We start from the raw sequence: 23,898 nt of genomic DNA, 5'->3' as shown, positions 1-23,898 counted from the left end.
TCATGCACTGGTCGCCTCCGTATCGGTCCTGCGGATGTGGGCCGTGTGGTCGGGCCGCTCGGACGTCCGCGCGGCCTCCTCGCGGGCGAGCCGCCCCACCAGCCGGACGGCCTCGTCCAGCGCGGCGGTCACCGGAGCGGACAGCCCCATCCGCTCCCCGACGTCCGCGGGCCGGCACCCGACGACGAGCACGCGCCCCACCCGGCCGCCGAGCCGGTGCAGCAGCCGCAGCACCGCGAGGGGATGCATGCCGTGGCCGTCCACCGGGGGCACGCCGAACGGGCCGTCGTCGTCCGCGCCGTCCGGGTCGGCGCCGGCGCCGGTCGCGTCCAGGACGGCCAGCTCCCCGGGCCGCGCGCCGTCCAGCGGGACGGCGTCCACCATGATCAGCGTGTCGTGGCGGCCGTCGAGCAGTTCGTAGGCGAGGTGGACGCCGCGGATGCCGTAGTCGGCGACGTCCACGTTCTCCGGCAGGCCCGGCGCGTCCAGCCGCCGGACGACCTCGACGCCGAAGCCGTCGTCGCCCAGGAAGATGTTGCCGATGCCCGCCACGAGCACCCGGCGCGTCCGCGTCACCGCGCGCTCCCCTCATCCGCGAGCGGCTCGTCCGCCAGGGGCTCGTCGGTGAGGGGCTCCACCTCATCGGGCGCGAAGTACCGGAACCGCCCGTACCAGCGGTTCAGCTCGGAGGCGGGGTCCTCCTCCAGGGAGACCGCGAGGTGGCGGGCGTCGTCGACGTCGGTGAGGACGGCCTCCACGGTCGCGGTGCGGCCGTCGAGGAAGCGGTCCTGCGGGTCCGTGCCGTGCGGCCGCGGCCGCAGCCGCACCCGGCTGCCGCGCCCGACCGCGACGCCGTCCACCAGCACCGTCCCGCCGTCCGCCGGATCGTCCGCCGGGGCGTCCGCCGCCTCCGGGAGCGGGCCCAGGGACCGGACGGCGCCGTGCAGCCGCTCGAACACCTCGTCCGGCATCGCGTCGACCCGGTCGAGGATCGCGGCGGCGCGGGCGTCGGTGGCCCGCGCCTCCCGCTTCTCCGCGTCGGTCAGCGTCATCGTCCGCAGCGACAGGATCTCGTCGATCTCCGTCGCGTCGTGCAGGTCGCCGGGGCTCTCCGGCGCGATCCGCGGGTGGTCGTACAGCAGGATCGGCGCCGACAGGACGAGCCCGCGCTCGCCCTCGGGCCCGGCGAGCACCGGGAACGCGTGCACGTTCACGCACTCGCGGGCGGCGTGCTCGGCCCACCGCGGCGGGTCCAGCAGCGACACGAACGCCCCGTCGACGGTCGCGACCATCGTGTGCGCGGCGAGCATCGACCAGCGCAGCGCCTCGTCGCGGGACGCGGCGGCCCGGTCGGCGGTGTGCCCGTTCTCGACCCGGATCCGCAGCCGGTGCAGCGGGAACGGCGCGTCGCGGCGGGACGCGGACATCGTCACGGTCGCGTCGACGTCGAGGCGGCGCCGGACGACCCGGCCGCCCTCGACGTCCTCGTGCTCCTCGCCCGCCGGGGCCCGGACGGTGAACCGCCGCTCGCCCGCGAGCAGGTCGGCCAGCGGCGCGGCGACGTCGAACTCGTGCGGGACCGCCTCGTCGAACGGGACGTGCGGGCCGAGCGCGGCGACGTCCTCGAACGTCCCGTCGGGGCGGCGGCGCTCGACCGTCCTGCGCTGGATCCGCAGGAACCGCAGCCGGCAGGTGATCGCGGCGTCGCCGGGGGCCTCCAGCAGGCATTCGGTCTGCTGCCACCACGACTCGGCGGACCCGGCGACGCCCGTGTCGTCGAGCCCGTGCGCGTCCGCCCACGAGCGCGGCGCGAGCACCCCGAACTGCCAGCGGACCCGGTTCTTGCCGGACGAGCGGCGGTACGGGTACAGCAGGTAGCCCTCGTACAGAATGGCGTCGGCCACCGCCCGAACGCTTTCGAAACCGGTCGCCGCCATCGCCTCTCTCCCCTTACCGGAACGCCCCGTGCGTCCTTTTTCGGGTCTATCAACGGGCCGCCGGTCCAGGTAAGTGGCGCCCGCCGATAAGTGACGGCGTCACCTACCGGTCCGGCGCGCGGCCGTGCTGTAATCGCGGTGCGCGGAACGCGGCGATCGGCGGGGGCTGGGATGCGAAGGCGCAGGCAGCGGCACGGGGACACCGTGCGGGCGGCCGCCCGCGGCGCGGTGGGGGCGATGGCGATGACGGGGCTGCGCACCGTCACGGCGGCGGCCGTGCCGCGGCAGACGAGCCCGCCTGCGGCCATTGTGGAAGAGCAGGCCCCGGTAGTGGTCAGGAAACTGCCGGAACGGCAGCGCGAAGCGTTGACCGAAGTGTTCCATTGGGTTTACGGGGCGGGCGGCGGCGCGCTTTTCGGCCTGCTGCCGGACCGGGTCCGCGGCCACCGCCTGTCCGGCCCGGCGTACGGGCTGGCGGTCTGGCTCGGCTACGAGCTGGTCGTGGGTCCCGCCCTCGGCGTCGAGCACTCCCCGCACCGCCACGGCGTCTGGCGGGCGCTCGTCGCGCTCGACCACCTGCTGTACGGCGTCGTCGTCGCCGGCCGCCTCGCCCCCGAACCGACCGCCGTCACGCGTCCCCGCCGGCCGCGCCGTCCCGGACGCGGCGCATGAAGTAGTGGGCGGTGACGACCGCGAGCAGCGGCCCCCAGGCGAGGAACGGCGCGTACGCGAGCGTCATCACCCAGGCCGCGGCGCCCTCCGGGGCCTCCGGCGCCGCCATCGCGTCCGACCAGTTCGCGGCCGCCGCGAACCCGATCAGCGTCACCGCGACCGCGCCGAGCGACGCCGCGCCGACCGCGAACGCCACCGGCACGCGGCGCCCGCCGACCAGCGGGATCCACCGGGGGAACACCTCGCCCCACGGCCGCACCAGGCCGAGCGTGAGTAGCGCGAGGCACTCGGACAGGAGGCTCAGCGCGAACACGTACGGGGTGCCGATCGGGTGCGGGAAGTCCGTCATGTCGCTGCCCTCGGCGAAGCCGAGCGGCACGCCGAGGCCGAGCGCGACCCGCCACAGCCCGGACGGCAGGACGGTCAGCGGCACGAGGTGCGCGACCCGTTCGGCCCATCGCGGCACGGGCCGGGCGGTGCCGGGGCGGCTGGGCGCGCCCGCGCCGGGGCGGGCGGCGGGCTGGGCGGTGACGGTCATGGCGGCCTCCAGAGGTGCTGGTCAGGACGCCTCCATGCTCGCGACCGCGCCCCTGCGGGCACGTCCCTCGCGGGTACCCGGCCCCTCGCCCGTGCGGGGGAGCCCCGCCGGGGCGGGCGGGGTCAGCCGCCGAGCGCCTCGCGCTCGATGCGGTCGAACTGGGCGCCCATCGCCTCGGCGAGGGCGTTCGCGCCCGACAGCGGCCGCACCATCACCATGAACTCGGCGATCTTCCCCTGGTCGTCGAGCCGGAGGAAGTCGCAGCCGTCCAGGTCCCGGTCGCCGACGCGGGTCTTGAACACGAGCGCGTGCTCCCGGCCGTCCGCGCCCTCCAGCTCGCCCACGTACCGGAAGTCCTCGAACACGCGGAAGACGCCCCGCAGGATCGCGGCCGTGATCGCCTTGCCCTCGTAGGGCTTGTGCGCGACCGGGCTGACGAACACGACGTCGTCGGCCAGCAGCGCGATCGCGCCGTCGACGTCGCCCGCCTCCACGGCCTTCCGGAACGCGTGCATGCCGCACCTCCGTACTCGAATCGCTGACCAGGTGCGAGCGACACTACCCACCGGTCGCCCCGCCGGACCGCGGGCCCTGCGGTCAGGGGGCGGCGGTCGGCTTCGCGTTCAGGCCGGTGCACTCGCGCAGGCCGTTCCAGCGCTTCACCTCGGCCTTCGCCGCGGCGCCCTTGAGCGGGATCGGGACGCCGCCCTGGATGCTGACGGGCATCCACTTGTCCTTCGTGACCTTGCCGTTCTCGACGCGCAGCGCCAGGATGCCGGAGCGCGCGCTCTGGCCGCGGGCCGAGGCGAACAGGAAGTTCCCCATGCCGTAGTGGATGTAGGCGCCGTTGTCCATGTAGCCGCCGCCCAGCGGGATGTGCGCGTGGCCGCCGACGATGATGTCGGCGCCGGCGGCGGTGAGCTCCTGGGCGAGCGTCTTCTGGCGCGGCAGCGGGCAGGGGTTGAGCTCCTGCCCCCAGTGCACGTGGACGATGACCAGGTCGGAGCCCTCCGCGGCCTCCTTCACCGCCTGCACCATCCGGGGGACGTTCTTGGCGGAGGCGAGTCCGGGCTTGGTGTCGGTCGCCGTCCACGCCTCGATGAGGTTGTCGTCGAGCACCTGGGTGGCGCCGACGATCGCGATCTTGTTGCCCTTCACCGTCGTCCGGTACGGCTTGTACGCCTCGGCGGCGTTCATCCCGATCCCCACGGTGGGGAAGCGGCTCTTCTTGATCGCCGCCATGGAGTCGCGCAGCCCGGACACCCCGTAGTCCATGCCGTGGTTGTTCGCCATGGACGTCACGTCCACCCCGGCGGCCTTCAGCGCGGTGAACGCCGAGGCGGGGGCGCGGAACGCGTACGTCTTCGGGGCCTTCGTCCCGCCCTCGGTGATCGCCGTCTCCAGGTTCACCATCGCGAGGTCGGCCTTGCGGAGGGTCGCCGCGGTCGGCCCGAACGCCGTCTTCGGCTTCGCGAGGCGGGGGCGGAGCTGGGCCTCGAAGTTGCTGTCGCCCGCGAACGCCAGCACGATCGGCTCCTTCGCCGGTTCGGACGGGCTCGGCGGCGGGGCGGGCGGCGTCGAGCCCGCCGGGGAGGTGGCGCCCGCGGCCGGGGGCGTGTCGCCGCCCGTCAGCCCGCATGCCGCCGAGGCGAGGAGCATCCCGCCGGCCGCGGCCGCCGCCGCGATCCTGCTCCGCCGCATGTTCCCGCGCACCTTGTTCATGGACCGGCCTCCGCTCGGGCTCCCGTGACGGGACGAGCATGCCATGCGGCCGGCAGTGCGATGCCCCGCGACCTGCGGTTTCGACGAAAAGGTGATGCAGGTGAGACAACGCCCACACATCGTCGCGCGACCACCGCCCCACTAAGCCTGTACGATTCGTTTTCTTGAATCATTCGTGTTTGTGAGGGTACGTTGGGACGCATGACCGCCACCGAGACGCCGAACGCCGCCGCCGAGCTGCGCGGCGCCGGGCTGCGCGTGACGGCGGCCCGGGTCGCGATCCTGGAGACCGTCCGCGCCGGGAACCACCTCGGCGTCGACGCCGTCGCCGCAGGGGTCCGCGAGCGCGTGGGCCGCGTCTCGCTGCAGGCCGTCTACGAGGCCCTGCACGCGATGACCGCGGCCGGGCTGGTGCGCCGGATCGAGCCGGCCGGCAGCCCCGCCCGGTTCGAGGGCCGCATCGGCGACAACCACCACCACCTCGTCTGCCGCCGGTGCGGCACCGTCCGGGACGTCGACTGCGCCGTGGGGCACCCGCCCTGCCTGGAGCCCGTCGACGACTCCGGATTCCTCGTCGACGAGGCGGACGTCACGTTCTGGGGCCTGTGCCCCGCCTGCCGTCCCGGCCCCCGATGAGCACGACTTCCCACGCCACGACGCACCAGAACAGCACGCACCAGAGCAACACGCACCAGAGCAGCACGCACCAGAGAGGAACCGCGCCCATGTCCGAGAGGCCGACCACCACCACCGACGCCGGGATCCCCGCGCCCAGCGACGCGCACTCCCAGTCCGTCGGCCCGAACGGCCCCCTGCTGCTGCAGGACCACTACCTCATCCAGAAGATGGCGCACTTCAACCGCGAGCGCGTCCCCGAGCGCGTCGTCCATGCCAAGGGCGGCGGCGCGTACGGCGTTCTGGAGATCACCGAGGACGTCAGCCAGTTCACCCGCGCCAAGCTCTTCCAGAAGGGCGCCCGCACCGAGTCGCTGGTGCGGTTCAGCTCCGTCGCGGGCGAGCTCGGCTCGGCCGACGCGGGCCGCGACCCGCGCGGCTTCTCGATCAAGTTCTACACCGAGGAGGGCAACTACGACCTCGTCGGCAACAACACCCCGGTCTTCTTCATCCGGGACCCGCAGAAGTTCTCCGACTTCATCCACTCGCAGAAGCGCCGCGCCGACAACCACCTGCGCGACAACAACATGCAGTGGGACTTCTGGACGCTCTCGCCCGAGTCGGCGCACCAGGTGTCCTGGCTGATGACCGACCGCGGGACGCCCGCGTCGTGGCGGCACATGAACGGGTACGGCTCGCACACGTTCCTCTGGTACAACGCCGCCGGTGAGAAGTTCTGGGTGAAGTACCACTTCAAGACCGACCAGGGCATCAAGAACTTCACCGCCGAAGAGGCCGACGCGCAGGACCCGGACGTCCACATCCGCGACCTGTACACCGCGATCCAGCGCGGCGACCACCCGTCCTGGACGGTGCAGGTGCAGATCATGCCGTTCGAGGACGCGGCCGACTACCGGTTCAACCCGTTCGACCTCACCAAGGTGTGGCCGCACGGCGACTACCCGCTGATCACCATCGGGAAGTGGACGCTGAACCGGAACCCGGAGAACTACTTCGCCGAGATCGAGCAGGCCGCGTTCGAGCCCGCCAACTTCGTCCCCGGCATCGGCCCGTCCCCCGACAAGATGCTGCAGGGCCGGCTGTTCTCCTACCCGGACGCCCACCGCTACCGGATCGGCGCGAACTACCTGCACCTTCCGGTGAACCGCCCGCACTCGCCCGTCCACAGCTACAACAAGGACGGCGCGATGGCGTTCTACAACTCCGGCGACCCGGTGTACGCGCCGAACTCGGTCGGCGGGCCGCAGGCGGACCCGGAGCTGTGGAAGGGCGAGAGCTACGAGGTCGCGGGCGAGATCGTCCGCAGCGCCTACCGGCTGCACAGCGAGGACGACGACTTCGTGCAGCCGCGCGCCCTGTGGGAGAAGGTCCTCGGCGAGACCGACCGCGACCACATGGTGCACAACATCCTCCTGCACGCGAACGCGCCGGAGGTCACGAGCGACATGAAGAAGCGCGTGGTCGAGTACTGGCGCAACGTCCAGAAGGACCTGGGCGACCGCGTCGCGCAGGGCCTCGGCGTCAACGGCTCCTGACCCTTCCCGGACAGTGAGCCAGGGGCGGCCCCGTTCGGGGCCGCCCCTTTCCTTGCCCTGCTATTCCGGGATCTGCCCGGCCCGGTCGGTCACCGCCGTGCGGAGCTCGGCCGACGCGTAGAGCACCTCGCCGGGCTCGCCGGGCGCGTCCTCCGGGCGCCGGGTGCTCGCCGTGCCGACGACCTGGCGCTCGCCGAGGAACGCGTACGTCCCGGCGTCGAAGATCAGCTCGTGCCGGACGCCCCGCCACGTCAGCCCCACGGCGACGCCCGTCCGGCCGGCCGGGTCCGTCACGCCGCGGGCCACGGTGACACCGGGGATCCGGGCCGCCGCCGCGAAGAGCACCGACAGCGTCTCCGGCGGGACGTAGCGCTCCCGGATCGTGTCCCCGACCGTGACGAACGCCTGGACGTCCGGCGGGTTGTCGCCGTCGGAGTTCCGGTAGAGCCAGCGGCGCATCTCCGCGGCGTCGGACGGCAGGCCGCGCACCCGGACGTCCCGGTTGCCGCAGTCCGCCGGCGGGTTCGCGAGGTCGACCGGAACGGGCCGCCCGACGGCGCCCGCCGCGGTCTCCCGCTCCTGCCACGCCTCGTTGCCCTCGCACACCCACATGCCGTCCTCGGTCTCGGAGTTGCGGACCAGCCCGGCGCTGCGGGTGTCGACCGGGAACCACGCGCGCCGCAGCTCGGTCGTCCCGTCCTGGTACTGCTTCGACTCGAAGTAGAAGAACTGGTCGGGACGCGGGTGCAGGACGGGCCCGGCGGCGGCGGCGCGGGACGCCCGGTTCAGGACGTCCACCGCCGCGGCGTTCGCCATGGGGGGCGGGCCGGACGGCCCGGGCCGCGGGCCGGCCCCGGGCGCGACGGCGATCGCGAGGGCCGTCCCGAAGGCCAGCCCGAGCGCCGCGACCGCGGTGGCGGCGGCGCGGGCGCGGGACGCGCGGCGCGGTGCGGCGGCCGGCGGGACCAGCTCGGTCAGCAGGTGCGCGCGGCGCAGCTCGTGCCGGTCGGGCGGCAGGTCGCGGCGCGGCGGCGGTGCGAGGTCGGTCATGTGGCCTCCTCCGGAAGGCTGCGGACGGACGGCTCTCCCGCACCGCCCCCGGGGCCCGGCGGGTCCGCCGGGTCCGGCGGGGCCGGGGCGTCGGCGCGGAGCCGCGCCCGCGCCCGCGCCAGCCGGGACCGGACGGTGCCGACCGGGACGCCCAGCGCCGTCGCGGCCTCCGCGTAGTCGAGCCCCTCCCACACGCAGAGCACGAGCACCTCCCGCTGCCCGCGGGGCAGCTTCCCGATCGCGCCCATGACCGCGCGCATCCGGCGTTCGGCGTCCAGCCGCTCCGCCGCCGCGTCCGCGCCGTCGGGGGCCGCCGCGGGCGCGGGGACGCGCGCGAGGGCGTCCCGGTGCCGCCGCAGGCTCCGCCGGTGGTTGCGCAGCACGTTCGTCGCCACGCCGTACAGCCAGGGCAGCAGCGAGCCGGACGGCGCGTCCACCTGCGCGCGGCGGCGCCAGGTCTCCAGGAAGACGACGGAGGTCAGGTCCTCCGCCTCCGACCAGCTCGCCGTCCGGCGGAAGCAGTAGTTGTAGACGGTGCGCGCGTGCCGGTCGAACAGCGCCGCGAAGGCGTGCTCGTCCCCGTCGCGGGCGCGCCGCCACAGCTCGGCGTCCGTGGGGGTGTGCGGGTTCATAACCGTGTTGTGTCCGCTCACCGATCGGGGTTCCGGGGACATCGATTACATCCCGAGTCATGGCGCTCCGCCCGAACACGCGGCATCATGAGAAACCGATTCCGGTTCGGTTAGGGGATGTCCCGATGGGCGACCGCACGGCTTTCCGCACCTGTCCGCTCTGCGAGGCCCTCTGCGGTCTCGAGCTCACCCTGGACGGCTCGGGCCGCGTCACCCGCGTCCGCGGCGACGAGCACGACCCGTTCAGCAAGGGGTTCATCTGCCCCAAGGGCGCCACCCTCGGCAGCCTCGACGGCGACCCCGACCGGCTCGCTGAACCGCTCGTCCGCAAGGGGTCCGAGCACGTCGCGGTGAGCTGGGACGAGGCGTTCGAGGCGGTCCGCGCCGGGCTCGCCGAGGTGGTCGAGCGGCACGGCCGCGACGCCGTCGCGGTCTACTTCGGGAACCCGACGGCCCACTCGGTCGCCGGGCCGCTGTACGTCGGCGCGCTCGTCAAGGCCCTCGGCACGCGGAACCTCTACTCGGCGAGCACCGCCGACCAGATGCCGAAGCACGTCTCCTGCGGCCACCTGTTCGGCGACCCCCTCGCGATCCCCGTGCCCGACCTCGACCGCACCGACCACCTGCTGATGCTGGGCGCGAACCCCCTCGAATCGAACGGGAGCGTCTGCTCGGCACCCGACTTCCCCGGCCGCCTCAAGGCGATCAGGGCGCGCGGCGGCAAGGTCACCGTCGTCGACCCGCGCCGCACCCGGACGGCCGCGCTCGCCGACGAGCACCTGTTCATCCGCCCCGGCACCGACGCGTTCTTCCTCATCGCGCTCGTCCACACCCTGTTCGCCGAGGACCTCGTGACCGGCCTCCCGGACGGCCCGGACGGCCCCCGCGTCAACGGCCTCGACGACCTGCGCGCCCTCGCCGCCGACTTCGCGCCCGAACGGGTCGCGGACGCCACCGGCGTCCCCGCCGACACCGTCCGGCGGACCGCCCGCGAGCTGGCCGCCGCGCCGCGCGCCGCCGTCTACGGGCGCATGGGCACCACCACGCAGGCGTTCGGGACGCTGAACAGCTGGCTCGTCGACGCCCTCAACGTCCTCACCGGCAACCTCGACCGCCCCGGCGGCGCGATGTTCCCGAAGGCCGCGCACGTCCCCGCGTACCGGCGGCGCAAGCCGTTCACGACCGGGCGGTGGCGCAGCCGCGTCCACGGCCTGCCCGAGGTGAACGGCGAACTGCCGATCGCCACGCTCGCCGACGAGATCGACACGCCCGGCGAGGGCCGGGTGCGGGCGCTGGTGACGATCGGCGGGAACCCGGCGCTGTCCGCGCCGAACTCCGCGCGGCTCGACCGCGCGTTCGCCGACCTCGAGTTCATGGTGTCGGTCGACCCGTACCTGAACGAGACGACCCGGCACGCGAGCGTCGTCCTGCCGCCGCCCCGGCCCGTCCAGACGCCGCACTACGACATCTCGCTCGCCGCGCTCGCCGTCCGGAACTACGCCCGCTACTCGCCGCCCGCGGTGCCGCTGGACGGGCGGCCGAGCGAGGCGGAGATCATCGGGCGGCTCGCGCTGCTCGCGTCCGGGGCGGACGGCGACGTCGCCGCCCTCGACGACGCGGTCATCGCGTCGACGCTGGCGAAGGCCGCCGCGCACCCGGGGTCGCCGGTGCGCGGCCGCGACCCCGAGGAGATGCGGGCGATGCTCGCCGGCTCCGGCACCCCGACCGAGCGGCGGCTGGACATGATGCTGCGGCTCGGCCCGTACGGCGACGCGTTCGGCGCCGTCCCCGGCGGCCTCACCCTCGACCGGCTGCGCACCGACCACCCGCACGGCATCGACCTCGGCGCCCTCGAACCCCGCATCGGCGAGGTGCTGTGCACGGAGTCCGGGCGGGTCGAGCTGTGCCCGCCGGCGCTCGCCGCCGACGTCGACCGGCTCCGCGCCGCGCTGGACGGCGGACCGCACACCGGCACCGTCCTGATCGGCCGCCGCCACCTGCGGTCCAACAACAGCTGGCTGCACAACGTCCCCGAACTGGTCCGCGGCTCCAACACCTGCACGCTGCACCTGCACCCGGACGACGCCGCCCGGCTCGGCGTCGCCGCGGGCGACGGCGTCCGGGTGACGTCGCGGGCGGGCTCGGTCGAGGCGGTCGCCGAACCGACCGACACGATCATGCCGGGCGTCGTCAGCCTCCCGCACGGCTGGGGCCACGACCGTCCCGGCACCCGGACGGGCGTCGCGCGGCGGAACCCGGGCGTCAACGTCAACGCCGTCACCGACGAGCGGGAGATCGACCCGCCGTCGGGCACCGCGGTGCTCAACGGCGTGCCGGTCACGCTGGAGCGCGTCGGCTGACCCCCGCCGGGCGGGCGCCCGGGCTCAGGACGACGGCCGCCCGCCCTCCGTACCCTCCGTGCCCTCGGCGCCGGGGTCGGCGCCGGCCGAGGCGGTCCTCTCCGTGTTGACGTAGAGGACCTCGCGGGCCTGCTCGGCGGCGCGGAGGATGCTCTCGCCGACGAAGTCGACGAACCGGGCGATGCTCTCCAGCCGGGCGGCGGCGGGGGTGTCGGGGCCGAGGACGGGCGGCCCCTGCCGCGCGACCTCCACGAGCGCCATGAGGGACCGTGCGCTGCCGACCATCGACTGGTACCAGATCTCGTCGTCGACGACGTAGCGCTCGCGGCGCCCCTCGTCCCGCGTGCGGCGGACGAGGTCCTGGCTCTCCAGGTACTTGACCGTCTTGGAGATGGACGCCGGGCTGACCTGCAGCCGCTCGACGAGTTCGGCGGCGGTGAGGCTGCCGGAATCGGTGGTGTAGAGGCAGACCAGCACCCGGGCCATCATCTTGTTGGACAGGCCCGACGCCATGAGGACGTCGGTGAACCTCTCCTCGTACTCCCGCAGGGCCTCGGCGTCGCGCCCGTCCGCCCGCGCGGCCGTCCCGGTCCCCCTGCTCGCGGCGGGCCTGCGCTGCCGGGCGCGGCGCTCGGTCGCGCGGTGGGCCAGGTCGGCGCGGTACCCGGCGGGCCCGCCGTTGCGCATCACCTCGCGCGTGATCGTGGAGGTGGGCCGGTCGAGCCGGCGGGCGATCTCGGCGTAGGCGAGGCCGTCGGCCAGCCCGAGCGCGATCTGCTGGCGGTCCTGCTGGGTGAGCCTGCCTCCCGGCATCCGGCCTCCTTCGCGTCGTTCCGATGCCCTCACCCTAGCGTTCGCCGACACCCTATTGCAACGCAACGGCGCCGCGTGTTGCATTCTAAACAGTAGCCAATGCAACGAATTCCATAGCTTGACCTGGGGTTTCATCACTTCAATGCAAAGATCTTGTTGCCAAGATGGTGAAGGCAACGTAGCTTTTGCGTTGCCGGAAACAAGCAGCGAGCCGCAAGGCGAAGCGCCTGAAGGAGACAAGAATGAACACGTTCCAGACCCCCGCCCCGATCGCGACCGTCGTCGACGTCCCGGCCGGGCGGGTGCAGATGATCGCCGCCGACCGGAGCGACACCCAGGTCGAGGTCCGCCCCGCCGACCCCGCCAAGGGGCGGGACGTGACGGCGGCCGAGCAGACCGCGGTCGAGTTCGCCGACGGCGTCCTGCGGGTGCGGGCCCCGGAGGCCGGGAACCGCTACTTCGGCCGGTCCGGGGCCGTGGAGATCACGGTGAAGCTCCCCGCCGGCTCGCGGGTCGAGGCCCGCGCCGCCGCCGCGGAGTTCCGGGCGGTGGGCCGGCTGGGCGAGGTCGCCTTCGACGGCGCGCACGGCCGGATCAAGATCGACGAGGCGGCGGGCGTGCGCCTCACCGCGCTCGACGGCGACGTCGAGGTCGTCCGGCTGGACGGCCCCGCGCAGATCAGCACCCAGCGCGGCGACATCCGCATCGCCGAGGCCACCGGCGGCGCGGTCACGCTGTCCACCCGGTCCGGCGACATCTCGGTGGCCGCGGCCGCCGGCGTCTCGGCCGCCCTGGACGCCCGGACCGGCCGCGGCCGGGTCGGCAACGCCCTCAGGAACGACGGCACCGCCGCGCTGGAGATCCGCGCGACCACCGACCACGGCGACATCACCGCCCGCAGCCTCTGACCCCCGACCGACCAGCACCCCGGAGGTGTCCCCCATGACGAACCAGGCGATCGCGGCCGAAGGGCTGCGCAAGTCCTACCGAGACAAGAACGGCGAGAAGGTCGTGCTGGACGGCATCGACCTGCACGTCCCCGAAGGGACGATCTTCTCCCTGCTGGGCCCGAACGGCGCCGGCAAGACGACCACCGTGCAGATCCTGTCCACCCTCGCCCGCGCCGACGCGGGGCGGGTGCGGGTCGCGGGCTTCGACCTGGACCGGCAGGCCGATGACGTGCGCGGGGCGATCGGGGTCACCGGCCAGTACTCGGCGGTGGACAAGCTGCTGACCGGGGAGGAGAACCTGCTGCTCATGGCCGACCTGCGGCACCTGCCGCGGCGGGACGGCAAGCGGCGGGCGGCCGAGCTGCTGGAGCGGTTCGACCTGGTGGACGCGGCGCGCAAGCCCGCCTCCACCTACTCCGGCGGCATGCAGCGCCGCCTGGACCTGGCGATGACCCTGGTCGGCGACCCCCGGCTGATCTTCCTGGACGAGCCGACCACCGGGCTGGACCCCCGCAGCCGCCGCTCCATGTGGGAGATGGTCCGCGGCCTGGTCGCGGACGGCGTCACGATCTTCCTCACCACCCAGTACCTGGAGGAAGCCGACCAGCTCGCCGACCGCATCGCCCTGCTGGACGGCGGGCGGCTGATCGCCGAGGGCACCGCCGCCGAACTGAAGCGGCTCATCCCCGGCGGCCACATCGAGCTCTCCTTCGCCGGCCCGGACCCGCTCGACGCCGCCCGCAGCGTCCTCGGCACCGCCGTCGCCGACCCGGAGGCGCTCACCCTCCGGATCCCCTCCGACGGCAGCGTCGGCGCCGTCCGCGAGCTGCTCGCCCTGCTGGACGAACGCTCCATCGACGTCGCCGCGATGAGCGTCCGCACCCCCGACCTCGACGACGTGTTCCTCACCCTGACCGGCCAGAAGGAGACCGCCCGATGAGCACCGCCGCCCTCGCCCTGCGCGACTCGGCCACCATGACCCGCCGCCAGCTCAAGCGCATCGCCCGCTACCCCGCCATGACCGTCCAGCTCATCATCACCCCCGTCATCCTCCTGCTGCTGTTCGTCTACGTCCTCGGCGGAACCCTCGGCAACGGCCTGGGCGGCGCGGGCGGCGGGCGCGACGCGTACGTCGACTACGTGCTGCCCGGGATCCTGCTCATGGCCGCCGCGACCGCCGCCACCGGCACGGCCGTGATGGTCGCCACCGACATGACCGAGGGCATCATCGCCCGGTTCCGCACCATGCGGATCTCCCGCGCCTCCGTCCTGACGGGGCACGTGGCGGGCAGCGTCGTGCAGCAGCTCCTCGGCGCGGCCGTCCTGGTCGGGGTCGCGTTCGCCATCGGGTTCCGCCCCAACGCCACCGCCGCCGAGTGGGCCGCCGCGGCCGGACTGCTCACCCTGTTCGTCCTCGCCGTCACCTGGCTGGCGGTCGCGCTCGGCATGAAGTCGCCGACCCCCGAAGCGGCCAGCAACGCGCCCATGCCGCTGGTCCTGCTCCCCTTCCTGGGCAGCGGCTTCGTCCCCACCGACTCCATGCCCGCCGCCATCCGCTGGTTCGCCGACTACCAGCCCTTCACCCCCGTCATGGAGACCCTCCGCGGCCTCCTCCTGGGCACCCCGATCGGCGACAGCGCCGCCATCGCCGCCGGCTGGTGCACCGCCATCGCCCTCGCCTCCTTCCTCTGGGCCCGCAGCACCTTCACCAAGGCGTGACCTTGGAACCGGCCGACAGGGCCGTCAGACCCGCCGGTCTGACGGCCCTGAGCCGTTCGGGGCCACCGCACCGGACGGGCCACGGTTTAGCGGTTCCCGCGCCAGGTAGGTAGTCCTCACCACGGGGTAACGGCACGGACATCCCACCGCCCCCGGTTGGCCGCAGGAGAACGCGACAACTAACCTCAGGGCGAGCGTCCCGATCACAGGCCGCGAGGAGGGACATGAACCGACGGGCGGGGAACATCTTCCGGCGCGCGTCCCGGCAGCAGGCGGCGGGACGGCTCACCGACGTCACCGAGGGCATCGAGCACGCCCGCGCGCTCGACCGCACGATCCGCGTTCTCTCCACCGGCGTGAAGCGGGTGCTGCGGCCCGGACCGGTCAAGGACGCCCTGCACGGCGTCCAGCTCGGCCATCCGGCGCATCCGCCGCTGACGGACGTCCCCGTGGGGTGCTGGACGTCGGCGGCCGTGCTGGACCTGCTGCCGGGCACCCGGCGGGCCTCCGAGGCGCTGGTCGCGGTCGGTCTCGCCGGCGCGGTCCCGACCGTGCTCACCGGCATCGCCGACTGGTCGGCGCTGCACCGCGGGCAGCAGCGGGTCGGGCTCGTCCACGCGGGCGCCATGACGATCGCGACGGCGCTGTACTCGGCGTCGTACGCGGCGCGCTACCGGGGACGGGACGACGCGGGCCGCGCGCTCGGGTTCGCGGGGCTGGGGGCGCTGTTCGCCGGCACCTACCTCGGCGGCCACCTGGCGTTCCGGCAGGCCGCCGGCGCCAGCCACGCCGACAAGGTCGCGCACCTGGTGACGCTCGGCTGGCACGACCTCTGCAAGGCCGACGAACTGCCCGACGGCTGGCCCGTCCACCGCAGCCTCGGCTACATCAGCCTGTTCGTGCTGCGCACCGGCGACGAGGTGCACGTCCTCGCCGACCGCTGCAGCCACCTCGCGGGGCCGCTGCACCAGGGCCGCATCGTCAGCGACGACAACGCCGACCTGTGCGTCGTCTGCCCCTGGCACGGCAGCACGTTCCGCGTGCGGGACGGCTCGGTCGTGCACGGCCCGGCCACCGGGCGGCAGCCGTCGTTCGAGTCGCGCGTGACCGAGAACGGCACCCTCCAGGTCCGCCCGCTGGGCTGACCGCCGGGACCGGCGGCGCCCCTGGAACGAGCCCCCTAGAACGAAGGGTCGCCGTCGGCGGGGGTCTCGTCGGCGATCGGGTACTCGACGAGGGCCAGCACGCGGCTGGACATGAACCGGGCCGTGCGGACGGGCGTGCCGGTGCGGGTGACCTCGCTGACCTCCACGACGCCGCGCCGCGTCTCGATCTCGACGCGGCGCCCGGCGCGGGTCGCCGTGACCTCGTACGTCCGCGTCCCCTCGCCCCCGGCGTCGATCACGATCTCCACCCTGTCGCCCTTCATCGGCGCCCACCTCCGCGATCATCGAACGTATATTCGACTTATACCCGCCCGGGGCGTCCGCGAACCCTCCCGAAGGGCACCGAAGGCCCGGAAAAGCGCAGGTCAGCGCACGAGATTCACGATCGCGACGAGTCCGACGGCGACGATGACGCCGCGCAGCGCCGGCGACGGGATCCGGCGCCCCACCTTCGCGCCGAGCAGCCCGCCGACGGTCGACCCGGCCGCGATCATCAGCACCGCCCACCAGTCGATGACGGTGTCGGAGAAGACCGACAGCGCGATGAACAGGACGGCCGCCGACCCGTTCACGATCGCCGACAGGACGTTCTTGGCCGCGTTGACGCGCTGCAGGTCGTCGGCCAGCGCGATGCCGAGGATCGCGATCAGGATGATGCCCTGCGCCGCGCCGAAGTAGCCGCCGTACATGCCCGCGAGCAGCACCGCGACCCACAGCAGCGGCCCGCCGTGCGGACTCTGGTCGCCGCCGTCGGCCTCGCGGCGGCGCTTCACCCACGCCTGCAACCGGGGCTGCACCACCACCAGCACGAGCGCGACGGCGATCAGCGCGACCACGATCACCTGGAACGCCTCGGCGGGCAGGCCGAGCAGCAGCAGCCCGCCGATCACGGCGCCGATCAGGGACGCGCTGCCCAGCCGCAGCAGCCGTCCGCGCTGCCCCTTCAGCTCCGCGCGGTACCCGTAGGCGCCCGTCGTCGAGCCCGGCACGAGCCCGATGTTGTTGGAGACGTTCGCGACCACCGGCGGGAACCCGAGCGTCACCAGCGTCGGGAAGGTGATCAGCGACCCGGACCCGACGACCGTGTTGATGCCTCCGGCGGCGACTCCGGCCGCGAACACCGCGGCCGCCTCCAGCAGATTCAAATCCGTCCCATCCCCGTGCCCGACGACTCCACGAGGCCCCGATCGTAGGGACTCCCCTGCTCAGCAGCGCACACCGGGCCCCCAAACGGGGACACACCCGGCACCCGGGACGAGCGCCGCCGCCCCGGACGGGACGGCTCAGCACACGGCCCGCACGTGCCTCAGCACACGGCCCGCGCGTGCCTCAGCGCGCGGCCCGCGCGTGCCTCAGCGCGCGGCCCGCACCTGCCTCAGCGCGCGGCCCGCACCTGCCTCAGCGCGCGGCCCGCGCGTACCAGCGGCCGTCGCGGCGCTCCACGGCGAGCGGCAGCCCGAAGCAGTCCGACAGGTGCTCGGGCGTGAACACCTCGTCGACCTTGCCGCGCGCGACGATCTCCCCCTCGCGCAGCAGCAGCGCGTGCGTGAACCCGTCGGGGACCTCCTCGAGGTGGTGCGTCACCATCACCATGGTGGGCGCCGCCGGGTCGTCGGCGAGCCCGCCGAGCCGGGCGACGAGGTCCTCGCGGCCGCCGAGGTCGAGGCCCGCGGCGGGCTCGTCCAGCAGGAGCAGCTCCGGGTCGGGCATCAGGGCGCGGGCGATCTGGACGCGCTTGCGCTCGCCCTCCGAGAGGGTGTCGAACCGGCGCCGCAGCAGCCCGGCGCAGCCGAGCGCCTCCAGCAGCCCGACGGCGCGGCTGACGTCGGTGCTGTCGTACTCCTCCTGCCAGCGGCCGAGGATCGCGTACGACGCGGTCAGCACCAGGTCGACGACCGTCTCACCGGACGGCACCTTCTCCGCCAGCGCCGTGCTCGCGAACCCGATGCGGGTGCGCAGCTCGAACACGTCGGTGCGGCCGAGCCGCTCCTCCAGGACGTCGACGGTGCCCTCGCTCGGATGCAGCAGCGACGCCGCGATCTGCAGCAGCGTCGTCTTGCCCGCGCCGTTCGGTCCGAGGATCACCCACCGTTCGCCCTCGCCCACGTCCCACGTCACATCGCGAAGGAGGGTCGCCCCTTCGCGCCTGACCCCGACTCCTCGGAGTTGAAGCACCTCGCCGGTCATCGCGCGCCTTCGTCTCCAATCCGGTGATCCCGTTTCCCGCACAAGAACCTATGCGATACACCGGGCCGGCGTGCCCCCGGGTTTCCACAGATTCCGCGGGACGTCCGCGAAGGACGCCTCCCGCGGGACGGCGCGCGCCCGGCGTCACCCGCTGTCGCGCCGGGCCTGCCGCCGGGCCCCCTTCGCCCGGCTCGCCGCGGCCTGCCGCCGCCCCGCCGCGTCCTGGCTCGTCGGCCGCCGCCGCGCGGTGGTCCGCGCGGTCATCCGCGGCGCGTCCGGGGGCGCGGTGCCGGGGGCGGCCGCGCGGGCGGGGTTCGCGTCGGCGATCCGCCGGGCCTTGAGCTCGCCCGCGCTGCGCCGCGCGGCGCGCGCCAGGTGCCAGCTCACCCGGGCCAGCGCGTCCTCGAACACCTCGGCGCGCTGCGCGTTCCGCAGGTTCTTCGGCCGCGCCGTCCCGCGGCCGCCGTACTCCTCCACCCGCGCGCTCGCCGTGCGCCGGTACAGCTTCGCGTACTTGTTCCGGGCGCGCCGGATCCGTTCGTGCAGGTCGATGAGCCCGTCCTCGTCCATCGTCGCGAGTTCGCGGTCGGTCTCGCGGACGAGCGCCAGTTCGTCCTCGTTCAGCGAGTTCAGCAGGGCCCGCATGGGCGGCCTCCTTCGATCACGTCCGGAGTGTCTGCCCGAGATGCCCGCGCGACAATGCCGTCAAGACGGATAAATGCCCATCTTCAGCCGCGGGCTTGACCCGCGGCCCGCCGGGCGCGCGCGGCTCCCGAAACGACGGCGACCGCGACGAGAGACCTGCCTTACGTCCGGTGGCACGGGCCGGGCGAACGCTTATGGTGGATCGCATGCCCATTGGGACGTGTTGGGAACGACAATGATCAAGGACGTAGCGACCGCACTGGTGGCGTGGGGCAACGCCTGGCTGACCGGCAACGTCGGCCTCGACGAGGCGGTCGACGCGGTGGAGAAGGCCGCGGGCCCGCAGATCCTCGGCGGCGAGCCGGCCGAGGTGACGCTCCGCCGCGGCCTCGGCGACCTGCGCATCGGCGGCCTGACCGCGTTCCGGCTGGCGCTCCCCGCCCCCGGCGACCCGCTCGGCCTCACCGGACCGCCCGAGTTCAACCGCGCCGCGATCGACGCGGAGGCCGCCGTCGTCGCGGTGCTCGGCGACCGCGCGATCGGGCTCGTCCCCGCCGAGGACCGGCGCGGCTCCTCCTACGTCGGCGTGCGCTGGACCACCCTCGGCGCGTCGCCGGCCCTGCCGGACGTCCCGTCCCTCGCGGAGGCCGACCGGCGGCTCACCCTCGCGATGCGCGACGCCACCGAGACGCTGCTGACCGTGGACGACTTCGCGGGCGTCCCCCCGGAGATCGCCGACGCGCTCGTCGACCTGCGCGACCCCGGGCGCGGCGACCACCTGCTGGCCCCCGGCTTCCCGCAGCGCGCGCACCGGGTCGCCGCCCTCGCCGGACGGCTGTCCCTGGTCGTCGACCTGGCCCGCCGGATGGACGAGCGGGGCCTCACCGCCGACCAGATGCACCGCCGCGGCGACGCGCTCCGGCTGCTGGACGGCGCCGTCCGGCGGGCGCTCGTGGCCGCCTGCAGCAGCGCCTTCGACCCCGTCCCGTAGCCGGGACCCGGCCCCCGGCCGCGCGGCCGTCCGGGCCCGGAAACGGAAGCGGGACGCCCCTGGTGGGGACGCCCCGTTCGTGCAGCCTCGCTCGCGAACGCCTCAGTGGCGGACGACGAGGGTGTTGCAGATCTTGTCGGCGAACGTCTGCTTGCGGTCGTCGAACAGCGGCCAGAAGTACCCGACGTAGCACGCGAAGCTGTCGGCCGCGTGGCAGATCTTCCGCAGGAAGGCCATGCCGAAGCCGATCGGCTGACCGGTCTGCGCACCGACGAGGCGGATGTTCATCTGCCGCTTGCCGATCGTCTGCCCGGTGGTCCCCTCCTGGTAGATGAGCCACAGGCCCGCCGCGAACGCGGCGAGGTAGCCCAGGAGGATCAGGAGGCCGCCGATCGCCACGCCGGCGTCGCCGGCGGCGGCGAGGACCATGCCGAGGATGTACAGCACCGCGACCGGAGCGCCGATGATCAGGCCGTCGATGAGGTAGGCGCCGGCGCGCGAGCCCCACTCGGCGAGCTGGCCGCCGCCGGGGGTGCCGTAGTGGTGGTGGTGGACTTCCGCCGCGGGCTGCCCGTAGCCGGGCTGCGCGGCCGGCTGGCCGTACCCGGGCTGCGGCTGGCCGTACCCCGGCTGCGCGGCGGGCTGGCCGTAGCCGGGCTGTGCGGCGGGCTGGGCGGGGGGCTGGCCGTAACCCGGCTGCGCCGGGGGCTGGCCGTAGCCCGGCTGCGCGGGCGGCTGACCGTACCCGGGCTGGGGCTGCTGGCCGTACCCGGGCTGCGGCTGCTGACCGTAGCCCGGCTGCTGACCGTAGCCCGGCTGCTGACCGTACGGGTCGTAGGGGTTACCCACACTTGCTCCTTATTGATTGACCCTGTGGTTATGTGACGCCCGCCGGACCCGATGGGCTCCGCAAGTCTGACCGAGGACGCACCCCGGCTCAAACCGGCAGGACACCGAACCGGACGAGCTGCCACAGCTCCGACCCCACGAGGGCGATTCCGAGAACCCATGAGCGGGTCCTCGGCGCGAGTGCCCACCACCGCCGCCCCGGGCCCAGCGGCGCGACGGCGAAGCCGATCGCGCCCGCGAGGACCACCGGGTTCGCGAGCAGGGCACGGGCCGGGTGGCCCGCTCCGAGCTCGATGAACACGGTCGTCCCTCCGCAGAGAGGGCACGGGATGCCGGTGAGCGCCCGCAAGGGGCAGAGCACGCCGGGGTCGTTGACACGGTGGATCCATGACGCGCCGACGGCCGCGACGGCCATCGCCGCAACACGCAGCAGCGTCCCCGCGGGGCCGTGCCGCGATGCGGTGAGGGTCCGGCTGACGATTCCCCCGAGTGCACCTTGCGATGCGCCGGTGACCGCCGCCCCGGGCGCTCCCCCCAACGGATCCTCCGTGTCGATGACAAAAGGTGAGTGACCCGTATACAGGGTGCACCCAGAGGCAGGTCAAGCCCCGACCACGATCCGCGATGGGACCGTTACGCGGACCGCGCTCTCGACAGCCTCTGGGCAAGAGTAGGACAAAACGCCATCTACGTGCGTGCTCTTTGATGTTCCGCCGTGACTTCGGGCCACGGGTGCCGGCCGCGGCATCGGCGTCCGACCGCCGCCGCCGGTGTGCATTGCACCGCCGGTGTGCATTGCGGCGTCTTGGCGTCAGGCCCTCCGCGGGGCCTGGCGCCAAGACGCCGCAATCACGCGCTCCCCGCGGCGCCCACGGTCAGCGGGGCGTCCGGCTCGGTGACGTGCTCGGCCTCGATGACGTCGGCGACGACCGCGGTGATGTTGTCGGGGCCGCCGTTCTCGCGGGCGAGTTCGATGAGCCGGTCGACGGCGCGCTGCGGATCGGCCTCGGCCGACAGCACCTCGTAGATCGTCTGCGCGTCGACGGGCCCGCTGAGGCCGTCCGAGCACAGCAGGTACCGGTCGCCGAGCCGCGCCTCGCGCAGCCGCAGGTCGGGCTCCCGGTCGTCCCGGCCGTCCAGCACCCGGTACAGGACGTGCGAGAGCCGCGACGTCTCGGCCGGGTCGGGCGTCTGCCCGGACTGCTCGGCCTCCGCCTTGAGGAGCTCGTCCATGGTGTGGTCCTGCGTCATTTGGAAAAGCTCGCCGTCACGCAGGAGATAACCGCGCGAATCGCCGATGTGCGCGAGCGCGACCGACGAACCCGACCAGAGCATCGCGGTGAGCGTGGTGCCCATCCGGCTCAGATCCGGACGTTCCTCGCGGACGATGCGGAGCTTCTCGTTGGCCTCGGCCACGGCGCGGCCCAGCATGTCGACAAGGTCGTCACCGCGCGCATCGGCGTCCAGCGAGCGCAGCGACCCGATGACGGTCGAACTGGCGACCTCGCCGCCGGCATAACCGCCCATTCCGTCCGCGACCGCGATCAACCGCGCACCGGCGTAACCCGAGTCCTCGTTGTTCTCCCGGTTGCACCCGATGTCGCTGCCTGCTGCGTACCTGATTGCTACGTTCATACCAGTTTCGATGACGATCCTGTCAGAGGAGTTGTATCAGTCACGAGCGCCCTCCCCAACCGTTCCGACACCATGCCGGACCGCGTAAAGGGCCGCCTGCGTCCGATCCTGGACTCCCAGTTTCATGAGCAGATTACTGACGTGCGTCTTGACCGTCTTCTCCGAGACCACGAGCGCGCGGGCGATCTCCCTGTTGGACCTTCCCCGCGCGATGTGCACGAGCACCTCCCGTTCCCGATCGGTCAGCGCGGCCAGGCCGCGGTCGTCCACCGACGCCGGCTCCGCCAGCATCGCCTCGGCGGCGTCGGGCGCGAACAGGACGTGCCCGTCGTGCACCGCCCGGATCGCCTGGACGAGCGCCTGCGGGTCGACGTCCTTGTAGAGGTACCCGGCGGCGCCCGCCTGTACAGCGGGCAGCACGTGCCCGCGCTCCGTGACGCTCGTCAGGATCAGGACCCGTGCGGAGACCCCGCGTGCCCGCAGCTCCGTCAGCGCGCTCAATCCGTCGGCGCCCGGCATCTTGAGGTCCATCAGCACGATATCGGGCTCGAGGGATTCGGCCAGTGACACGGCCGACGCGCCGTCGGCGGCCTCGCCGACGACGTCGATGTCGTCCTGGATGCCGAGGAACGTGCGCAGCCCCTGCCGGACGACCGGATGGTCGTCGGCGATCAGCACCCGGATCGGCGCCCGCACCGCCCCCCGCGGCGTCACAGCGGCACCTCCAGCCGGACGGTCGTGCCCGCGCCGGCCGCCGAGGAGACCGAGAGCTCCCCGCCGATCGACACCGCCCGCTCCCGCATCGACGCGAGCCCCAGCCCGTTGTGCGGGTCGTCGCCCGGGTCGAACCCCGAACCGTCGTCCGCGACCTCCAGCACCGCCTGACCGCACTCCGTGCCCAGCCGGACCCGCACCTCCCGCGCGCCCGCGTGCCGCAGCGCGTTGTACAGCGCCTCCTGGGTGATGCGGAACGCGACCGCCTCGTGCTCCTCCGGCAGCACGACCGCCTCGTCGCCGCAGAACCGGACGGACGTCTCGTGCGCCCGGTCGAGCACCGCCACGTGCTTGCGCAGCGACGGGACGAGCCCGTCCGCGAGGTCCGCCGGGCGCAGCTCGTTGATCACCGCCCGCAGCTCGGCGAGCGCCTCCGCCGCGAGCCGCTCCACCTGCTCCAGCTCCCGGACGGTCCGCGCCGCGTCCCGCTCGGCGAGCGCGGCCGCCGTCCGCGCCGTCAGCCGCAGCGAGAACAGCTTCTGCGCCACCGCGTCGTGCAGCTCGCGCGCCAGCCGGTTGCGCTCCGCGACGACCGTCAGCTCCCGGTTGTGCTCGTACAGCCGGGCGTTCGTCATCGCGATGGCGGCGTGCGCGGCGAACAGGGTCAGCAGCTCCTCGTCCTCCCGGGTGAAGCCGCCCGGGGTGCGCTTGTTGGCGAGGAACACGATGCCGAGCACGTCGTCGCCGTCGCGGATGGGGACGCCGAGGAAGTCCTTCAGGACGGGGTGCGCGTGCGGCCAGCCCTCGAACTCGGGCTCGCGGCGGATGTCGTCGAGCCGCTTCGGCGCGCCGTCGCGCAGCATCGCCGCCAGCATCCCGTGCTGGCGCGGCAGCGGCCCGATGCGCTCCCAGTCGTCGTCGGAGACGCCCTCGACGACGAACTCGGCGAACGACCCCTCGTCGTCGGGCACCCCGAGCGCCGCGTAGCGGGCGTCCAGGAGCTGCGCCGCCGCCCGGACGATCACCTGCAGCACCTCGTGGACGGACAGGTGCCGGGTCACCGCGAGCACGGCCGAGCTGACGGCGTGCAGGGTCGCCCCCGGCTCGCCGCGGCGCCGCCCGTCGTCGTCGCGCATCCCGCCCTCTC

The 23,898-nt window shown here is 73.8% G+C and carries 26 protein-coding genes; 9 read left to right on the top strand and 17 right to left on the bottom strand.

Annotated features, from left to right (window positions below; all coding sequences use genetic code 11):
* Together DMH08_RS06840 and DMH08_RS06835 are read right to left on the bottom strand one after the other, a co-directional pair.
* Positions 1–576: a hydrogenase maturation protease gene (locus DMH08_RS06840; RefSeq protein WP_199747649.1), complete on the bottom strand. Its 576-nt coding sequence runs from the start codon at positions 574–576 to the stop codon at positions 1–3.
* Positions 573–1,904: a hypothetical protein gene (locus tag DMH08_RS06835; protein ID WP_233617445.1), complete on the bottom strand. Its 1,332-nt coding sequence runs from the start codon at positions 1,902–1,904 to the stop codon at positions 573–575. Before DMH08_RS06835 ends, DMH08_RS06840 begins: the two co-directional genes overlap by 4 nt.
* Before the next feature lie 204 nt (positions 1,905–2,108).
* Between DMH08_RS06835 and DMH08_RS06830 the strand changes: the two genes are divergently transcribed.
* Positions 2,109–2,609, top strand: coding sequence for a hypothetical protein (locus tag DMH08_RS06830; RefSeq protein ID WP_125612411.1), 501 nt, complete (start codon positions 2,109–2,111; stop codon positions 2,607–2,609).
* Here DMH08_RS06830 and DMH08_RS06825 read toward each other — a convergent pair.
* The 3 genes from DMH08_RS06825 to DMH08_RS06815 all read right to left on the bottom strand — a co-directional run bounded on the left by DMH08_RS06825 (position 2,566) and on the right by DMH08_RS06815 (position 4,848).
* Positions 2,566–3,147: a hypothetical protein gene (locus tag DMH08_RS06825; RefSeq protein WP_125612409.1), complete on the bottom strand. Its 582-nt coding sequence runs from the start codon at positions 3,145–3,147 to the stop codon at positions 2,566–2,568. The genes DMH08_RS06830 and DMH08_RS06825 overlap by 44 nt on opposite strands.
* Positions 3,148–3,269: 122 nt before the next feature.
* Positions 3,270–3,662, bottom strand: coding sequence for a nuclear transport factor 2 family protein (locus DMH08_RS06820; protein ID WP_026402914.1), 393 nt, complete (start codon positions 3,660–3,662; stop codon positions 3,270–3,272).
* Positions 3,663–3,744: 82 nt separating this feature from the next.
* Positions 3,745–4,848, bottom strand: coding sequence for a CapA family protein (locus DMH08_RS06815; protein ID WP_034518295.1), 1,104 nt, complete (start codon positions 4,846–4,848; stop codon positions 3,745–3,747).
* Between the two features lie 222 nt (positions 4,849–5,070).
* On the opposite strand from DMH08_RS06815, the gene DMH08_RS06810 reads away from it, so the two are divergent.
* A complete protein-coding gene (locus DMH08_RS06810) occupies positions 5,071–5,505 on the top strand; it encodes a Fur family transcriptional regulator (protein ID WP_026402915.1) in 435 nt (144 codons plus the stop codon).
* Between the two features lie 89 nt (positions 5,506–5,594).
* Positions 5,595–7,040 carry a catalase gene (locus DMH08_RS06805; RefSeq protein ID WP_125612407.1) on the top strand — a complete coding sequence of 482 codons (1,446 nt, stop codon included), beginning with the start codon at positions 5,595–5,597 and terminating at the stop codon, positions 7,038–7,040.
* A gap of 60 nt (positions 7,041–7,100) precedes the next feature.
* Here DMH08_RS06805 and DMH08_RS06800 read toward each other — a convergent pair whose 3' ends face one another.
* Both DMH08_RS06800 and DMH08_RS06795 read right to left on the bottom strand, forming a co-directional pair.
* Positions 7,101–8,090 carry a CU044_5270 family protein gene (locus DMH08_RS06800; protein ID WP_125612405.1) on the bottom strand — a complete coding sequence of 330 codons (990 nt, stop codon included), beginning with the start codon at positions 8,088–8,090 and terminating at the stop codon, positions 7,101–7,103.
* A complete protein-coding gene (locus DMH08_RS06795) occupies positions 8,087–8,722 on the bottom strand; it encodes an RNA polymerase sigma factor (RefSeq protein WP_125612403.1) in 636 nt (211 codons plus the stop codon). The genes DMH08_RS06800 and DMH08_RS06795 overlap by 4 nt, the downstream gene beginning before the upstream one ends.
* 125 nt (positions 8,723–8,847) lie before the next feature.
* On the opposite strand from DMH08_RS06795, the gene DMH08_RS06790 reads away from it, so the two are divergent.
* On the top strand, positions 8,848–11,082 hold the full coding sequence (locus DMH08_RS06790; protein ID WP_125612400.1) for a molybdopterin oxidoreductase family protein: 2,235 nt from the start codon (positions 8,848–8,850) through the stop codon (positions 11,080–11,082).
* 24 nt (positions 11,083–11,106) lie between these two features.
* On the opposite strand, the gene DMH08_RS06785 is transcribed toward DMH08_RS06790, so the two are convergent.
* Complete coding sequence (locus tag DMH08_RS06785; protein ID WP_051300781.1) at positions 11,107–11,895, bottom strand: GbsR/MarR family transcriptional regulator; 789 nt, start codon at positions 11,893–11,895, stop codon at positions 11,107–11,109.
* 242 nt (positions 11,896–12,137) lie between these two features.
* Here DMH08_RS06785 and DMH08_RS06780 point away from each other — a divergent pair, with 242 nt between their 5' ends.
* The 4 genes from DMH08_RS06780 (at position 12,138) to DMH08_RS06765 (ending at position 15,709) form a co-directional block, all read left to right on the top strand.
* Positions 12,138–12,803 (top strand): DUF4097 family beta strand repeat-containing protein, encoded by a 666-nt coding sequence (locus tag DMH08_RS06780; RefSeq protein WP_026402918.1) that lies wholly within the window; start codon positions 12,138–12,140, stop codon positions 12,801–12,803.
* A gap of 34 nt (positions 12,804–12,837) precedes the next feature.
* The gene (locus tag DMH08_RS06775) at positions 12,838–13,785 is read left to right on the top strand and encodes an ATP-binding cassette domain-containing protein (RefSeq protein ID WP_125612398.1); all 948 of its coding nucleotides are present in this window, start codon (positions 12,838–12,840) and stop codon (positions 13,783–13,785) included.
* On the top strand, positions 13,782–14,564 hold the full coding sequence (locus tag DMH08_RS06770; RefSeq protein ID WP_125612396.1) for an ABC transporter permease: 783 nt from the start codon (positions 13,782–13,784) through the stop codon (positions 14,562–14,564). The genes DMH08_RS06775 and DMH08_RS06770 overlap by 4 nt, the downstream gene beginning before the upstream one ends.
* A gap of 224 nt (positions 14,565–14,788) precedes the next feature.
* Positions 14,789–15,709 carry a Rieske 2Fe-2S domain-containing protein gene (locus DMH08_RS06765; RefSeq protein ID WP_026402921.1) on the top strand — a complete coding sequence of 307 codons (921 nt, stop codon included), beginning with the start codon at positions 14,789–14,791 and terminating at the stop codon, positions 15,707–15,709.
* A gap of 35 nt (positions 15,710–15,744) precedes the next feature.
* Here the strand turns inward: DMH08_RS06765 and DMH08_RS06760 are convergent, their stop codons facing one another.
* From DMH08_RS06760 to DMH08_RS06745, 4 genes are all read right to left on the bottom strand, one after another.
* Complete coding sequence (locus tag DMH08_RS06760) at positions 15,745–15,993, bottom strand: hypothetical protein (RefSeq protein WP_026402922.1); 249 nt, start codon at positions 15,991–15,993, stop codon at positions 15,745–15,747.
* A gap of 102 nt (positions 15,994–16,095) precedes the next feature.
* A complete protein-coding gene (locus DMH08_RS06755) occupies positions 16,096–16,875 on the bottom strand; it encodes a sulfite exporter TauE/SafE family protein (RefSeq protein ID WP_125612394.1) in 780 nt (259 codons plus the stop codon).
* Between the two features lie 253 nt (positions 16,876–17,128).
* Positions 17,129–17,917, bottom strand: coding sequence for an ABC transporter ATP-binding protein (locus DMH08_RS06750; protein WP_026402924.1), 789 nt, complete (start codon positions 17,915–17,917; stop codon positions 17,129–17,131).
* Positions 17,918–18,061: 144 nt separating this feature from the next.
* Positions 18,062–18,562 carry a hypothetical protein gene (locus DMH08_RS06745; protein WP_125612392.1) on the bottom strand — a complete coding sequence of 167 codons (501 nt, stop codon included), beginning with the start codon at positions 18,560–18,562 and terminating at the stop codon, positions 18,062–18,064.
* A gap of 235 nt (positions 18,563–18,797) precedes the next feature.
* On the opposite strand from DMH08_RS06745, the gene DMH08_RS06740 reads away from it, so the two are divergent.
* A complete protein-coding gene (locus tag DMH08_RS06740; RefSeq protein WP_026402926.1) occupies positions 18,798–19,553 on the top strand; it encodes a hypothetical protein in 756 nt (251 codons plus the stop codon).
* Between the two features lie 102 nt (positions 19,554–19,655).
* Here the strand turns inward: DMH08_RS06740 and DMH08_RS06735 are convergent, their stop codons facing one another.
* The 5 genes from DMH08_RS06735 to DMH08_RS06715 form a co-directional block, all read right to left on the bottom strand.
* Positions 19,656–20,402: an RDD family protein gene (locus tag DMH08_RS06735; protein WP_026402927.1), complete on the bottom strand. Its 747-nt coding sequence runs from the start codon at positions 20,400–20,402 to the stop codon at positions 19,656–19,658.
* An 88-nt stretch (positions 20,403–20,490) separates the two neighbouring features.
* Positions 20,491–20,817 (bottom strand): DUF2752 domain-containing protein, encoded by a 327-nt coding sequence (locus DMH08_RS06730; protein WP_125612390.1) that lies wholly within the window; start codon positions 20,815–20,817, stop codon positions 20,491–20,493.
* 434 nt (positions 20,818–21,251) lie between these two features.
* Positions 21,252–22,037 carry a PP2C family protein-serine/threonine phosphatase gene (locus DMH08_RS06725; RefSeq protein WP_026402929.1) on the bottom strand — a complete coding sequence of 262 codons (786 nt, stop codon included), beginning with the start codon at positions 22,035–22,037 and terminating at the stop codon, positions 21,252–21,254.
* Between the two features lie 36 nt (positions 22,038–22,073).
* Complete coding sequence (locus tag DMH08_RS06720; protein ID WP_026402930.1) at positions 22,074–22,751, bottom strand: response regulator; 678 nt, start codon at positions 22,749–22,751, stop codon at positions 22,074–22,076.
* Positions 22,748–23,887 carry a GAF domain-containing sensor histidine kinase gene (locus tag DMH08_RS06715; protein ID WP_125612388.1) on the bottom strand — a complete coding sequence of 380 codons (1,140 nt, stop codon included), beginning with the start codon at positions 23,885–23,887 and terminating at the stop codon, positions 22,748–22,750. Before DMH08_RS06715 ends, DMH08_RS06720 begins: the two co-directional genes overlap by 4 nt.
* Between the last annotated feature and the right edge of the window lie 11 nt (positions 23,888–23,898).

This window comes from Actinomadura sp. WAC 06369, from assembly GCF_003947565.1.
In the GTDB taxonomy this organism is placed as follows: Bacteria; Actinomycetota; Actinomycetes; order Streptosporangiales; family Streptosporangiaceae; genus Spirillospora; species Spirillospora rifamycini.
The sequence above is the reverse complement of the archived record's forward strand: the minus strand, read 5'-3'. Positions and strand labels throughout refer to the sequence as shown.

Coding starts and splice junctions, on each gene's coding strand:
- DMH08_RS06715 (WP_125612388.1), bottom strand. CDS start 23,887: ATGCGCGACGACGACGGGCGGCGCCGCGGCGAGCCGGGGGCGACCCTG.
- DMH08_RS06810 (WP_026402915.1), top strand. CDS start 5,071: ATGACCGCCACCGAGACGCCGAACGCCGCCGCCGAGCTGCGCGGCGCC.
- DMH08_RS06785 (WP_051300781.1), bottom strand. CDS start 11,895: ATGCCGGGAGGCAGGCTCACCCAGCAGGACCGCCAGCAGATCGCGCTC.
- DMH08_RS06815 (WP_034518295.1), bottom strand. CDS start 4,848: ATGCGGCGGAGCAGGATCGCGGCGGCGGCCGCGGCCGGCGGGATGCTC.
- DMH08_RS06830 (WP_125612411.1), top strand. CDS start 2,109: ATGCGAAGGCGCAGGCAGCGGCACGGGGACACCGTGCGGGCGGCCGCC.
- DMH08_RS06750 (WP_026402924.1), bottom strand. CDS start 17,917: ATGACCGGCGAGGTGCTTCAACTCCGAGGAGTCGGGGTCAGGCGCGAA.
- DMH08_RS06740 (WP_026402926.1), top strand. CDS start 18,798: ATGATCAAGGACGTAGCGACCGCACTGGTGGCGTGGGGCAACGCCTGG.
- DMH08_RS06730 (WP_125612390.1), bottom strand. CDS start 20,817: ATGGCCGTCGCGGCCGTCGGCGCGTCATGGATCCACCGTGTCAACGAC.
- DMH08_RS06725 (WP_026402929.1), bottom strand. CDS start 22,037: ATGAACGTAGCAATCAGGTACGCAGCAGGCAGCGACATCGGGTGCAAC.
- DMH08_RS06825 (WP_125612409.1), bottom strand. CDS start 3,147: ATGACCGTCACCGCCCAGCCCGCCGCCCGCCCCGGCGCGGGCGCGCCC.
- DMH08_RS06765 (WP_026402921.1), top strand. CDS start 14,789: ATGAACCGACGGGCGGGGAACATCTTCCGGCGCGCGTCCCGGCAGCAG.
- DMH08_RS06790 (WP_125612400.1), top strand. CDS start 8,848: ATGGGCGACCGCACGGCTTTCCGCACCTGTCCGCTCTGCGAGGCCCTC.
- DMH08_RS06795 (WP_125612403.1), bottom strand. CDS start 8,722: ATGAACCCGCACACCCCCACGGACGCCGAGCTGTGGCGGCGCGCCCGC.
- DMH08_RS06760 (WP_026402922.1), bottom strand. CDS start 15,993: ATGAAGGGCGACAGGGTGGAGATCGTGATCGACGCCGGGGGCGAGGGG.
- DMH08_RS06800 (WP_125612405.1), bottom strand. CDS start 8,090: ATGACCGACCTCGCACCGCCGCCGCGCCGCGACCTGCCGCCCGACCGG.
- DMH08_RS06805 (WP_125612407.1), top strand. CDS start 5,595: ATGTCCGAGAGGCCGACCACCACCACCGACGCCGGGATCCCCGCGCCC.
- DMH08_RS06770 (WP_125612396.1), top strand. CDS start 13,782: ATGAGCACCGCCGCCCTCGCCCTGCGCGACTCGGCCACCATGACCCGC.
- DMH08_RS06745 (WP_125612392.1), bottom strand. CDS start 18,562: ATGCGGGCCCTGCTGAACTCGCTGAACGAGGACGAACTGGCGCTCGTC.
- DMH08_RS06820 (WP_026402914.1), bottom strand. CDS start 3,662: ATGCACGCGTTCCGGAAGGCCGTGGAGGCGGGCGACGTCGACGGCGCG.
- DMH08_RS06780 (WP_026402918.1), top strand. CDS start 12,138: ATGAACACGTTCCAGACCCCCGCCCCGATCGCGACCGTCGTCGACGTC.
- DMH08_RS06775 (WP_125612398.1), top strand. CDS start 12,838: ATGACGAACCAGGCGATCGCGGCCGAAGGGCTGCGCAAGTCCTACCGA.